The following is a 12,791-nucleotide window of genomic DNA, read 5'->3' on the forward strand; positions in this document are numbered from 1 at the left end:
AGTTTTGTCGTCATTCCCGTTTCGAGAGCGCAGGCAAAATGATTTGCAAAATGAAAACGCCACCCTGCGGTGGCGTCTTGGTTATTGAGAGGGAGAGGGGGAAGCGCCGGGCCTAGCCAATCCGGTATTGGCGGATCTGCTCGTCGATGGCCTTGGCCAGTTCGAACAGTTCGCGGCTGGTGGCATTGCTCTCCTGCGCGTGTTCCCGCTGGTGTTCGGCCACCATGGCCAGCTCGTCGAGCGCCGTTCTGGCTTGCCCCATCTGTTGATTCTGCGCCTGCGCCAGCGCACTGATCTCGTTGATCTCGAGGGCGGTCTGGTTGATCTGGCTGGTGGCATCAACCAGCACCTCTCTGGCCTGATTCATCCGGTTGTATCCCTCTTCGCTCAGGTTGCGGGAGTCTGCCATCGAGCTGCTGGCCTGCCGCGTTCCCTCCTGCAGGCGCAAGATAAGATCCTGCACATCCTTGGTGGCGGTCTGGGTACGCACCGCCAGCTGGCGTACCTCGTCGGCCACCACCGCAAAGCCCCGTCCCATATCCCCTGCCCGGGCCGCTTCGATGGCCGCATTGAGGGCCAGCAGGTTGGTCTGGTTCGAGACATCGCGGATGAGGTTCATGATCTGGGTGATGTTGTTGCTGTCTTTCACCACTTCATCGAGCAGGGCCGAGGAGCTGCCGATGCTGCTGCGCAAGCTGTCGAGTTGCGCGGCGCTCTGGGTCACATCCTGCTCGATGCTGAGCATATGGTTGGCGATGCGTTGGGTCACGTCGTTGACCCCTTCAGAGCGGCTGGCGATCTGCTCGGCGTTGTCACCGATGGTGGTGACCACAGTGGTCAGCTCCTGAATGCTCTGGGCCTGCTGGCACGCTTCTCCTGCCAGTGCCTGGGCCTGCTGCATGGATTGGGACGACTGGGCGGAGAGGGCGCTGCCTGACTGCTGGAAGCGGGAGAAGCTCTGGTTCAGGCTCTGGATCAGCCGATTGAAGCTTTGGGCCATCAGCCCCAGCTCCGACTCGTCAGAGAAGTCGAGGCGGGTTGCCAGATCCCGATCGGCAGTGATGTGGTGCATGCCATCGGCAGCCTGACGAATGGGGCGACTGATGGAGTGAGCCAGCCAGGCGGAGGCCAGCATGGCGATCCCGCCGATGGCGAGCGACACCATGATAATGAGCTGGCGGGATTCCTGCAGTCCCTCTTCCAGCTCGGCGCTGTTGATCTCGCCAATCAGCAGCCGGTTGAGGGTGGGGATGTAACGCACCGCGATGAGATAGGTTTGTCCCTCCAGCGTTAGCGCCTCTACGGCCACCTGTTCCCGGGCATTGGGAATAAGCCGCTTGACGGTATCGAGGAAGGATTGCTGGTGGTGGGCGGCCCCTTCTACCTCCTGCTCGGGGTGGATCTCGATATTGCCCTCCATGTCCGCTAGATAGACCTGACCGCTCTTGCCGATCCGGTAGCCGCTGATGAGCTTGCTCAGGGCGCTCATGTCGATGGAGGTGCCTGCCACCGCCAGGGTCTTGCCCTCGTGGGTGACGGCGGTGTTGATATAGAGGGAGGCGCGCTTGTCAAAATCGGAGATGTCGAGGTTCAGCTCATAGGGTTTGCTGCGTTTGAGAAAGCCGAAAAACCACCCATCTTTCGGGTCTGATCCGCTAAGCGATTTCTGGGCGGTGGGGCCGCCGCTGAAGTTGATCAGGGTGCTGCTCTGGCGGGGGGCGATAAAGACGTTGCCGCCGATCCGCCGTTGCAGATCCTGAAAGTAGCGCTCCATGGTGGGCCACTCTTGCTCTGGCATGCCAGCGGTCAGCCAGTCGATGACAAAACGGTTGCTGGCCAGCGCCTGCGCTTCGGTCAGGTGCTGGATAAGCTGCGCGGTCAGCTGGTTGGCAATGCGATCCACGCTGCTTGGCAGCTCGTAGCGTTCGACCCGCTGCTGGGCCTGACTGTGGGATATCTGCTCGAGGATCAAGGTGATGCAGCTGATGGCGATGGCCATCAGTATCGCCACGCCAGCGAGGATCCGGGTGCGGATCCCGAGCCTTGACCAGAGTGAGTGCAGTGTAAAACGGTGTATCGCCCTCTCCATATCGCTCTCCTCATAAATAAGGTCGCATATGCGACCCAGATGATGATTATAGATAGATAACTCAATTGTGTTGTGGCGGATGGTAACAACAGAGGGCGGCAGAAAAAGGGAGGGAGCAATTAGCGGGAAGGGGGCAGAAAGCGGCAAGGGAAAGCATAAAAAGAGAGGCCGACATAGCGGTCGGCCTCTCTGGTGTTTATCTCAACGGAATGTCGGGTGCCCGATCAATCCTCTTCAGCCCAACGGCGTGAACGCTCAACCGCTTTCTGCCAGCCGCTGTAACGTTTGGCGCGATCGTCTCTGTCCATCTGCGGGATGAACTCGCGGTCAACGCTGAACTTGTCTTCCAGCTCGTCCGAGCTCTTCCAGAAGCCGACGGCCAGACCGGCCAGGAAGGCGGCGCCCATGGCGGTGGTCTCGATGCGGGTCGGACGTACCACCGGGGTGTGCATCATGTCAGCCTGGAACTGCATCAGGAAGTCGTTGGCTACGGCGCCGCCGTCTACTTTCAGCGCTGCCAGCTTGATGCCGGAGTCCTGCTGCATGGCATCCAGCACATCGCGGCTCTGATAGGCGATGGATTCCAGCGCAGCACGGATGATGTGGTTGCGGTTGGCGCCACGGGTCAGACCGACCATGGTGCCGCGAGCATACGGATCCCAGTAGGGGGCGCCCAGACCGACGAAGGCCGGCACCAGATAGACGCCGTTGGTGTCACCCACCTTGGAGGCGAAGTAGTCGGTATCGCGGGCATCGTGAATGATCTTCAGCTCGTCACGCAGCCACTGGATGGTGGCACCGCCCATAAACACTGCACCTTCCAGCGCGTAGTTCACTTCCCCTTTCGGGCCGATGGCAACGGTAGTCAGCAGGCCGTTGCTGGAGCGAACCGGCTCGGTGCCGGTGTTCATCAGCATGAAGCAGCCGGTGCCGTAGGTGTTCTTGGCCATCCCTTTTTCAAAGCAGAGCTGGCCGAACAGGGCAGACTGCTGGTCACCGGCAATACCGGCGATGGGGATGCGGGAGCCGCCGCCACGGGTGGTGTAGCCGTACACTTCGGAAGAGGGTTTCACTTCCGGCAGCATGGACATGGGGATGCCCAGCTCGTCCAGCATCTTCTCGTCCCACTTCAGCTCGCGGATGTTGTAGAGCATGGTACGGGAGGCGTTGGTCGGGTCAGTGACGTGCACTTCGCCATTGGTCATCTTCCAGACCAGCCAGGTGTCGATGGTGCCGAACAGCAGCTCGCCGTTCATCGCCTTCTCGCGGGCACCTTCCACGTTATCGAGGATCCACTTCACCTTGGTACCGGAGAAGTAGGCATCCAGCACCAGACCGGTGTTCTCGCGAACGTACTCTTCCAGACCGCGTGCTTTCAGCTCCTCGCAGATGGCGGCGGTGCGGCGGCACTGCCAGACGATGGCGTTGTAGATGGGCTTGCCGGTGGCCTTTTCCCAGACGACGGTGGTTTCACGCTGGTTGGTGATACCGATGGCGGCGATCTCTTCGCTGCGCAGGCCGGTCTTGGCCAGCACTTCGGTAAAGACGGAGGATTGGGTCGCCCAGATCTCCATCGGGTCGTGCTCTACCCAGCCCGCTTTCGGGTAGTGCTGGGTGAATTCGCGCTGGGAGGTACCGACAATGTTGGCATCCTGATCAAACACGATGGCGCGGGAAGAGGTGGTTCCCTGGTCCAGAGCGACGACATATTTCTTTTCAGCAGACATGATGTTCTCCACGTTTCTATTTTCCACGTTTTTATACGTTGGAGGGGGCCGCTCTTATGCGGCAGCCTCTTCTTTGGCGGTTTGGGTCGCTTGCTCGGTGGTGACGACACGGTTGCCCGGGACGCAGGGAGCCAGCACTTTGACATACAGAGCGGTACCAATCTGGGCGCCAACGATGGGGCCAAGGATCGGAACCCAGAAGTAGGGGTTGTCACGACCACCGGTTAGGGCAACATCACCCCAGCCAGCAAAGAACGCGAACAGTTTCGGACCAAAGTCACGAGCCGGGTTCATGGCAAAACCGGTTAACGGGCCAAGGGAGGCGCCGATCACCGCGATCAGGATACCGATCAGCAGTGCGGCTGCGAAACCTTTGGGAGCGCCGTTGTTGTTGTCACCCAGCGCCATGATGCCCAGCATCAGGACGGCGGTGATCACCAGCTCGACGGCAAAAGCTTGCATATTGGTCAGCAGGGCATTGGGGTAGGTGGAGAAGATCCCGGCGGTGCCGAGGCTCTCGACGCTGCCACGCACCACGTTATGGGTCACTTCCCACTGGGTGAAAAGGTTACCATAAAGGAAGTAGACAAGGGCCGCGAAGCAGAAGGCACCGGCCATCTGGGCGATGATGTAGGGTACCACCTTGCGCTTGTCGAAACCGCAGAAGGTCATCAGCGCCAGGGTTACAGCCGGGTTCAGGTGAGCACCTGAAATGCCGCCGGTCACATAGATGGCGATGGCCACACCCAGACCCCAGGTAATGGAGATTTCCCACTGCCCGAAGTTGGCACCTGCCAGCACCAGTGCCGCCACACATCCGACGCCGAAAAATATCAGCAGGCCGGTTCCGATAAACTCGGCGATGCACTCGCCAAGCAGGGTATTGGGTCTTTGTATGCTCATACTTTTGTTCCTTATATCCACCCGTAGAGGTTTGATGTTCCGTTTTATCTTTTTGTGTCTATCCGTTGCTGCCGAAAACGTTTCCTTGTTGTTTTTGCGTCTTGCGCAAACGTTATGCTCGTTTGCGCTCGTTATCGGTCGTGACAGAAAATAACCCTTCCCAATAATTTCACCATCCCCCCTCCATAGGAAATGTGGACAAGATCCCACTCATTGCTAAGAAAATGTGACGTAAAGCATCTTGATAACCGCCAGTTACCACTTAGGGGGTAGCTTGCAACCCTTGCTACACAAGGGCTGGCGCTTGCTGAGTGATTTCTCATTTGGAGCTTTTATTTGTAATAAAACTGCAATATTTGAGCATGCATCACAGATTAAATGAGCGCATATGAGCACAATAGGCTCGCTTACGAATCAGCGGACTCACATGATTCGTCGGAATGGTCAGGGCATCCTCAACCGCCCATAACAACAATAAGGAAGCAGAACATGCTTAGTCTCTTCAGGCCTGCGGCGCACATCGACAGGCTCCCGGCCGACAAGGTCGACCCCTTCTACAAACGCATGCGTTGGCAGGTGTTTTTCGGGATCTTCTTCGGTTACGCCGGCTACTATCTGGTACGGAAAAACTTCAGTCTGGCGATGCCCTATCTGATCGAGCAGGGCTTCTCCCGTGGTGATCTCGGTTTCGCGCTCTCCGGGGTCTCCATCGCTTACGGTTTGTCCAAGTTCCTGATGGGGAACGTCTCTGACCGTTCCAACGCTCGTTACTTCCTCTCCGCCGGTCTGCTGCTCTCGGCTGCCATCATGTTCATGATGGGTACCATGCACTGGGCCACCTCCAGCATTGCCATCATGTTTGTGCTGTTGTTCCTGAACGGTTGGGCACAGGGCATGGGCTGGCCGCCCTGCGGTCGCACCATGGTGCACTGGTGGTCACAGAAAGAGCGCGGTGAAGTGGTTGCGGTCTGGAACGTGGCGCACAACGTGGGCGGCGGCATGATTGGCCCGCTGTTTATCCTCGGGATGGGCTGGTTCAACGACTGGCGCAGCGCCTTCTATGTGCCTGCGGCAGCGGCGGCCGCCATCGCGGTGATCGCCTTCTTCGTGATGCGTGATACCCCGCAATCGGTCGGTCTGCCTCCCATCGAGGAGTACAAGAACGACTATCCGAAGGATTACAACGAGAGCCACGAGCAGGAGTTCTCCGCCAAGGAGATCTTCGTCAAGTACGTGCTGCACAACAAACTGCTGTGGTACATCGCGATCGCCAACGCTTTCGTTTACCTCATTCGTTACGGTGTGCTGGACTGGGCGCCAACCTACCTGAAAGAGGCCAAGCACTTCACCGTCGACAACTCCTCCTGGGCTTACTTCCTCTACGAGTGGGCCGGTATTCCGGGCACCCTGCTGTGTGGCTGGATCTCTGACAAGATGTTCCAGGGCCGCCGTGCCCCGGCCGGTATCCTGTTCATGGTGCTGGTGACCCTGGCTGTACTGGTTTACTGGTTCAACCCGGCCGGCAACCCGACCATCGACATGATGGCGCTGGTGGCGATCGGCTTCCTGATCTACGGCCCTGTCATGCTGATCGGCCTCTATGCTCTTGAGCTGGCACCGAAGAAAGCAGCCGGTACTGCGGCAGGTTTCACCGGTCTGTTCGGTTATCTGGGCGGCGCCGTGGCAGCCAACGCCATGCTGGGTTATACCGTTGACCACTTCGGTTGGGATGGCGGCTTCATGGTGCTGACCGTCTCCTGTGTGCTCTCCATCATCCTGCTGGCGATGACCCTCAAGCATGAGAACATTGCCGTTGCGGCCAAGAAAGCGGCTGCCCATAAGGCATAAAACGTGATCCTCAGCTTATTGATCCCAAAGGGGATCAGGTAAACTGCCAAAAGGCCCCGCATCTGCCGGGGCCTTTTTTTGTCTCATCATCGGAGTGCAAGCGTGAAGCAAACCCAACGACATCTGGAGATCCTGGACGTCCTGACGCGGCAGGGATTTGTCTCGACCGACGATCTGGTGACCCACTTTGACGTCAGCCCCCAGACCATTCGCCGGGATCTGAACGATCTCGCCGAACAGAACAAGATCCGGCGCCATCACGGCGGTGCCTCCCTGCATTCGAGTACCGTCAATACCGCCTACAGCGCCCGTAAAGTGATGCAACTCAAGGAGAAAGAGCGCATCGCCCGCGAGGTCGCGGCCAATATTCCCGACGGCTCATCGCTCTTTATCGACATAGGCACCACCACCGAAGCTATTGCCCGCGCCCTGCTCGATCACCGTGAGCTGCGCATCGTCACCAACAACCTCAACGTGGCCAGCATTTTGACGGCCAAGGATGACTTCACCGTCATCATTGCCGGCGGCGAGATCCGCAACCGCGATGGCGGCATCGTGGGGGAGGCGACCCGCGACTTCATCGGTCAGTTTCGCATGGACTATGGTGTCATCGGGATTTCGGGGATCGACAACGACGGCTCCCTGCTCGATTTCGACTATCACGAGGTGAAGATCGCCCAGGCCATCATCGCCCACTCCCGTCAGGTGTTCCTGGCCGCCGACCACACCAAGTTTGGTCGCAACGCCATGGTCAATCTGGGCAATCTCAGCCAGATCCACGCCCTCTTTACCGATCAGGAGCCACCGGAAAAGCTGACGCGATTGATGGCGCAACACCAGATCGCTTGCCACATCTGCTGACGGCGAAACACGCCAAGGCTGTGCCGGTCGCCCGTCAGGGCGGCCTCCTTTCTCTCTCCCGTTCCTGCGTCATATCACCCCTTTATGGGTATTGCCAAAACCACTATTCAATCTGGTTTTTTGGCTATTAACTCGCCGATGTTGGCCCGATGCCATTTGCTCAGCTGACCTGTCCTCTTCGCCACCTCTGGCGGGCTGTGGCGATCACACTTTCATCATAAAATGTTCGTTTGTTGTATTTTCATGTTCTAAAATGAGCGAAATCAAACATTGCTGTTATAGCAATCATAAAAATGAAAGTAGGTGAACATGAGCGAACATTATGATCTGGTCGTCGTCGGTGGCGGCATCAACGGGGTCGGCATCGCAGCCGATGCGGCAGGACGGGGTCTGAAGGTTGCCCTGTTTGAGGCGCAAGATCTCGCCTCTGCCACCTCGTCCAACTCCAGCAAGCTGATCCACGGCGGTTTGCGCTATCTCGAGCATTACGAATTCCGGCTGGTGAAAGAGGCGTTGGCGGAGCGTGAGGTGCTGCTCGGTATGGCGCCCCACATCGCCCGTCCCATGCGTTTTCGCCTGCCGCACCGTCCACACCTGCGTCCGGCCTGGATGATCCGCGCCGGTCTGTTCCTCTATGACAATCTGGCCAAGCGCGACAAGCTCAAGGGGAGCTGTGGCGTGCGCTTCCTGCCGCAAGATGGGTTGACCGCAGGGATCAACAAGGGATTTGAATACTCGGACGCCTGGGTCGACGACGCCCGGCTGGTGGTGCTCAATGCCATGATGGCCCGTGACAAGGGGGCCGACGTGCAGACCCGCACCCGTTGCATCAAGGCGGTGCGCGGTTCCAAACACTGGACGCTCACTTTGGAGCGGGAAGGGGGCGAGCAGTTCACCGTCACCTGCCGTGGTCTGGTCAATGCCGCGGGCCCCTGGGTCAAGACCTTCTACGACGAGAGCCTGCACGAGAAATCCCCCCGCGGCATTCGCCTTATTAAAGGCAGCCACATGATAGTGCCGCGCATCCACGAGCGCGAAGAGGCCTATATCCTGCAAAACGAAGATAACCGTATCGTCTTCGTCATCCCTTATCAGCAGGACTACTCCCTTATCGGCACCACGGATGTGGAGCACCACGGCAGCCCGCGGGAAGCGAAGATCAGCGAGGCCGAAATTACCTACCTGTGCAAGGTGGTCAACGCCCACTTCACTCGCCAGATTGCGCCGCAAGATGTGATCTGGACCTATGCCGGGGTGCGTCCGCTCTGTGATGACGAGTCAGACTCGCCGCAAGCGGTGACCCGCGACTACACCCTCGAACTCTCTGGCGAATCCGACGGTGCGCCGCTGCTCTCGGTATTTGGCGGCAAGCTCACCACCTATCGCAAGCTGGCGCAGGCCGCCTGCAACAAGCTCAAGCCCTGGTTTAGCCAGATGGGGGATGACTGGACGGCGACCACCCGTCTGCCCGGCGGCGAGTTTGACTGCTCGGTGCGCGAGCTGGCCCGCGCCTTTGCGCTGGAGTTTGACTGGCTCGATGATCGCAGCGCCCTGCGTATTGCCGAGGCCTATGGTGCCCATGCTCGTCTCTGGCTGAAAGAGGATCGCGGCATTCACTTCGGTGGTGGCCTCTACGAGTCGGAAGTGCGTTATCTCATCGAGCGGGAGTGGGCCTGTTCACTGGACGATATCCTCTGGCGCCGCAGCAAGCTGGGGCTGCGCCTGAACGACTCAGAGCAGCAGATGCTGCAGATTTGGCTCGACCAATACCATCAGGCTCTGCGCAAGGCGAGCTGATGAGTGACGGTGGGCAGTGCGCTGCTGCCCACCGCTTTCCACCGTAAATATGCAACAAACCTCTGATAGAACAATTACCTACACACAATAATAAAGAGCATCACATATGAAAAAACTCGCCGTTTCCCTCATTGCCTTGAGCCTTGGGGCATCCCTCTCATTACCCGTGTTGGCTGCCGATGAAGGCAAGGTGGTGATCGCCCACCGTGGCGCTTCCGGCTACCTGCCCGAGCATACCCTGGAGTCCAAGGCGCTGGCCTATGGCATGGGCGCTGACTATCTGGAGCAGGATCTGGTGATGACCAAGGATGACCAGCTGGTGGTGATGCACGATCACTTCCTCGATGGTATCACCGATGTGGCAGCGCGCTTCCCTGGTCGTGCCCGTCCGGACGGCCGTTACTATGTGGTGGATTTCACCTTGGATGAGGTGCGTTCCCTGCGTATGACCGAGCCGTTCCAGCTGGTGGATGGCAAGCAGGTGCCGGTCTATCCGGCCCGCTTCCCGCTCTGGAAGTCAGACTTCAAGATCCACACCTTCCAGGAGGAGATCGAGATGATCCAGGGGCTCAACAAGAGCACCGGCAAGAACATCGGCATCTACCCGGAGATCAAAGCGCCCTGGCTGTTCCGTCACGAAGGCAAGGATATCTCCAAGGCGGTGCTGAAGGTGCTCAAGGAGTACGGCTATACCGGGAAGGATGACAAGGTCTATCTGCAGTGCTTCGATGCCGATGAACTCAAGCGCATCAACAGCGAACTGATGCCCGCCATGGGTATGGATCTGAAACTGGTGCAGCTGATGGCCGAGACCGACTGGAACGAGACCATGGTCTACGACGCCAAGGGCAAGGCGACCCCCTACAACTATGACTGGATGTTCAAGCCGGGGGCGATGAAAACCATCGCCAGCTATGCCGAAGGGATTGGCCCATGGAAGCCGATGATCGTCACCGAGCCGGGCACTTTGGGCAAGCCGGTCTTCACCGGCATGGTAAAAGAAGCCCATGCGGCGGGCCTGAAAGTTCACCCCTATACCTTCCGTCAGGATGAGGGGCAGATCCCGGCCTATGCCAAGGACTTCACCGATCTCCTTAACATCTTCCTCTATCAAGCCGATGTGGACGGGGTGTTCAGTGACTTCCCTGACAAGGCGGTGGCCGTCATCAATGCCCATCAAGAGGCGGCCAAATAGCACTCTGGCGCCATTTGAATGCAAAGCGAGGCCAATTGGCCTCGCTTTTTGTTTCAGGTTCCCGTAACGGGAGTGTGCGCCCTGTCAGAAAATAGCCAGATCACGTCATGGTGTGCCGGATCTGCATCATTTTACGCAGTTTTTACGTAGCAGATCGCTGGCATGAAATCGGCAGAGCGGTTAGTCTAGCGGCGTTGAACCAACCCCATGAGGTACAGATGAAAACCGTATTGCGTTTTAGCCTGCTGGGCGCCTTGTTGCTGGGTGGCCATGCCTTCGCCGCCGAGCCGAAAAAATTTGATATCAGCATGTTCCCAGCCGCTGACGTGAATCAGGAACGTGTGGTGATCCGCCTGCCTGAAGTCGAGAAAGAAGCCGACATGATGGTCGAGCTGCAGGTCGGCAAAAAGATGATGGTTGATTGCAACGTACCGCGTTTTGCAGGCAACCTGGAACAGCACAGCGTCAAAGGCTGGGGCTACAACTACCTGAAACTGGGCAAAGTCTCCGACCCCATCAGCACCCTGATGATGTGCCCGGATAACCAGCAGAAAGAGACCTTCGTCCAGATCTACGGTCAGGGCTTCTTTGTGAACTACAACTCAAAACTGCCGTTCGTGATCTACGTGCCGCAGGAGTATGAAGTGCGCTACCGTCTGTGGCGTGCCGACAACCTGGCCCAACCGGCCATGATTGAGTAAGCATGTTTGAACCAAAGGTTCAGCTGGTTCACCTGATGTGATAAATAAAGCGCCGTATGGCGCTTTATTTTTGCCTGCACAGTCCAAAAAGTGACGTGCAAATTGGCTGCACGTTTACATAAGTTTATTATTTATCAACGTTTTTTGTGTGTTATGCCACAAAATCAGCGTCAGCGATGGGGCAAAGTGACTTCGATAAAAGATATTTATTAATATAGTGAGAAAATTGATTTTGCACTCGGCGATGGCCTGATGATACTTGCCCGCAAAGGTCAAACTAACCAGAAAAAAGAGCACTATGAGCTTCGAATCAGACAAGCGTTTCAACGACTTCAAACATTTTCCCCGTGGCCTGCGTCGCAGTGGCGAATTCACTGTGGCCGAAGCGGACAGTCTGGAAAAGTATGGTACCGCCATGCTGGCACTCTACCAGGGCAACCTTGCACCCCGTGACGATGTCGAGTCCGCCTTCGTCGAGCAGGTCAAATCCGGCGCAGCCGGTGCCAACCCCCATGCCAAGGTGTGGTTCAAATACCTCAAGGTGATCGGTCCCAAGCGCGTTCATCGCCTCTGCACCGTCGTTGGCGGCGCCAGCGAAGAGAGCAGCGGTGGCGGCAGCTTTGATGTCGGTGGTGGCAGCGGCGGTGGCAGTGACGAGTCCATCGATTAATGGATACCGAGCTGCTTCGGACCTTTATCGAGGTGAGCAAGACCCGGCATTTTGGCCGGGCTGCTGAAAATCTCTACCTGACCCAGTCGGCGGTGAGTTTCCGGATCCGCCAGCTAGAGCAGCAACTGGGTGTCAGTCTGTTTGCCCGTCATCGCAACAACATCCGCCTGACCGCCTCCGGTGAGCGTCTGCTGCCCTACGCAGACGCCATCTTGCACACCCTTGGTCGTGCCAAGCAGGATGTGGCGCTCTCGCCAGGATTCAGCCAGCAGTTGGCCATCGGCGCGCCCGCGGTGTTCTGGGAGCTCGATTTCAACGACTGGCTCAATCACATCTATGCACTGGCGCCCGGTTTGGCGGTGCGGCTGGAAACAGCTTCCCGCGAGCACCTCTGCCGCCAGTTGCTGGAGCGCTCCCTCGATCTGGCCCTGCTCTCCGAGCCCACCAAGATCGACGAGATTGCCCTGCATCCCATCGGTGAGCTGGTGTTCGAGCTGGTGAGCCGGGATCCGGCCGCCAATGCCGACAACCTGATGCAGATGCCGCACATCCACCTCGACTGGGGCACCAGCTTCGAGCCGCAACCCAGCCGCTTGCAGAGCCTGCAAAAGACCCCGGTGCTGCACTCCAGCTCCGCCAGCATGGCGTTGCAGTTCGTGCTGGCCAACGGTGGTGCTGCCTACCTGCCACGGCGGATGGTCAGCCCCTTCCTCGAGAAGGGGGCGCTCCATCTGGTGGAGGGGGGCCAGCCGCTGAGCCGTCCGCTCTATCTCGCCTATCTGGAGAAATCCGATCGCCGGGAGCTGATCGATCAACTGCTGACCCTGCCACTGGGCTGGCACGACGCCGAGCTGCGCCTCAACGTCGAATAAGTATCGAGTGTTATCCAAGGAAGAGCCCACCCCACGGTGGGCTCTTCTGTTTGGGGAACATTGCAGGGAGCGAGGTCACGTAATTGGCGCGGGAGGCTTGGCGTCATCGGCCTGTAACGGTACCTTTT

Annotated in this window: 10 protein-coding genes; 7 read left to right on the forward strand and 3 right to left on the reverse strand. The window is 58.2% G+C overall.

What is annotated here, in order from left to right:
• Positions 1-112 precede the first annotated feature (112 nt).
• The 3 genes from ACTG1K_RS11140 to ACTG1K_RS11150 form a co-directional block, all read right to left on the reverse strand.
• Complete coding sequence (locus ACTG1K_RS11140) at positions 113-2,089, reverse strand: methyl-accepting chemotaxis protein (protein WP_440005358.1); 1,977 nt, start codon at positions 2,087-2,089, stop codon at positions 113-115.
• Positions 2,090-2,313: 224 nt separating this feature from the next.
• A complete protein-coding gene (gene glpK, locus ACTG1K_RS11145; protein WP_005337546.1) occupies positions 2,314-3,816 on the reverse strand; it encodes a glycerol kinase GlpK in 1,503 nt (500 codons plus the stop codon).
• Positions 3,817-3,870: 54 nt separating this feature from the next.
• The gene (locus ACTG1K_RS11150) at positions 3,871-4,719 is read right to left on the reverse strand and encodes an MIP/aquaporin family protein (protein WP_005350866.1); all 849 of its coding nucleotides are present in this window, start codon (positions 4,717-4,719) and stop codon (positions 3,871-3,873) included.
• A 489-nt stretch (positions 4,720-5,208) separates the two neighbouring features.
• Between ACTG1K_RS11150 and glpT the strand changes: the two genes are divergently transcribed.
• The 7 genes from glpT to hdfR all read left to right on the forward strand — a co-directional run bounded on the left by glpT (position 5,209) and on the right by hdfR (position 12,663).
• Positions 5,209-6,567 (forward strand): glycerol-3-phosphate transporter, encoded by a 1,359-nt coding sequence (gene glpT / locus ACTG1K_RS11155; protein ID WP_005337540.1) that lies wholly within the window; start codon positions 5,209-5,211, stop codon positions 6,565-6,567.
• 102 nt (positions 6,568-6,669) lie between these two features.
• Entirely contained in the window at positions 6,670-7,428 is a 759-nt protein-coding gene (locus ACTG1K_RS11160; protein WP_005347045.1) for a DeoR/GlpR family transcriptional regulator, read from the forward strand.
• A gap of 309 nt (positions 7,429-7,737) precedes the next feature.
• Positions 7,738-9,225, forward strand: coding sequence for a glycerol-3-phosphate dehydrogenase (gene glpD / locus ACTG1K_RS11165; RefSeq protein ID WP_159157172.1), 1,488 nt, complete (start codon positions 7,738-7,740; stop codon positions 9,223-9,225).
• Positions 9,226-9,331: 106 nt separating this feature from the next.
• A complete protein-coding gene (gene glpQ, locus ACTG1K_RS11170; RefSeq protein ID WP_139401361.1) occupies positions 9,332-10,420 on the forward strand; it encodes a glycerophosphodiester phosphodiesterase in 1,089 nt (362 codons plus the stop codon).
• Between the two features lie 218 nt (positions 10,421-10,638).
• On the forward strand, positions 10,639-11,121 hold the full coding sequence (eco, locus tag ACTG1K_RS11175; protein ID WP_005337529.1) for a serine protease inhibitor ecotin: 483 nt from the start codon (positions 10,639-10,641) through the stop codon (positions 11,119-11,121).
• 298 nt (positions 11,122-11,419) lie between these two features.
• The gene (gene maoP, locus ACTG1K_RS11180) at positions 11,420-11,791 is read left to right on the forward strand and encodes a DUF413 domain-containing protein (protein WP_005337527.1); all 372 of its coding nucleotides are present in this window, start codon (positions 11,420-11,422) and stop codon (positions 11,789-11,791) included.
• A complete protein-coding gene (gene hdfR / locus ACTG1K_RS11185) occupies positions 11,791-12,663 on the forward strand; it encodes an HTH-type transcriptional regulator HdfR (protein ID WP_005337525.1) in 873 nt (290 codons plus the stop codon). Before maoP ends, hdfR begins: the two co-directional genes overlap by 1 nt.
• The last annotated feature ends 128 nt before the right edge of the window (positions 12,664-12,791 follow it).

It is taken from the genome of Aeromonas sp. 102P, from assembly GCF_051920345.1.
GTDB classification, from domain to species: Bacteria; Pseudomonadota; Gammaproteobacteria; order Enterobacterales; family Aeromonadaceae; genus Aeromonas; species Aeromonas veronii.

Bases quoted from the DNA above. Each gene is read 5' to 3' on its own strand.
- eco (WP_005337529.1), top strand. From the start codon at position 10,639: ATGAAAACCGTATTGCGTTTTAGCCTGCTGGGCGCCTTGTTGCTGGGT.
- ACTG1K_RS11150 (WP_005350866.1), bottom strand. From the start codon at position 4,719: ATGAGCATACAAAGACCCAATACCCTGCTTGGCGAGTGCATCGCCGAG.
- glpD (WP_159157172.1), top strand. From the start codon at position 7,738: ATGAGCGAACATTATGATCTGGTCGTCGTCGGTGGCGGCATCAACGGG.
- glpQ (WP_139401361.1), top strand. From the start codon at position 9,332: ATGAAAAAACTCGCCGTTTCCCTCATTGCCTTGAGCCTTGGGGCATCC.
- ACTG1K_RS11140 (WP_440005358.1), bottom strand. From the start codon at position 2,089: ATGGAGAGGGCGATACACCGTTTTACACTGCACTCACTCTGGTCAAGG.
- maoP (WP_005337527.1), top strand. From the start codon at position 11,420: ATGAGCTTCGAATCAGACAAGCGTTTCAACGACTTCAAACATTTTCCC.
- glpK (WP_005337546.1), bottom strand. From the start codon at position 3,816: ATGTCTGCTGAAAAGAAATATGTCGTCGCTCTGGACCAGGGAACCACC.
- glpT (WP_005337540.1), top strand. From the start codon at position 5,209: ATGCTTAGTCTCTTCAGGCCTGCGGCGCACATCGACAGGCTCCCGGCC.
- hdfR (WP_005337525.1), top strand. From the start codon at position 11,791: ATGGATACCGAGCTGCTTCGGACCTTTATCGAGGTGAGCAAGACCCGG.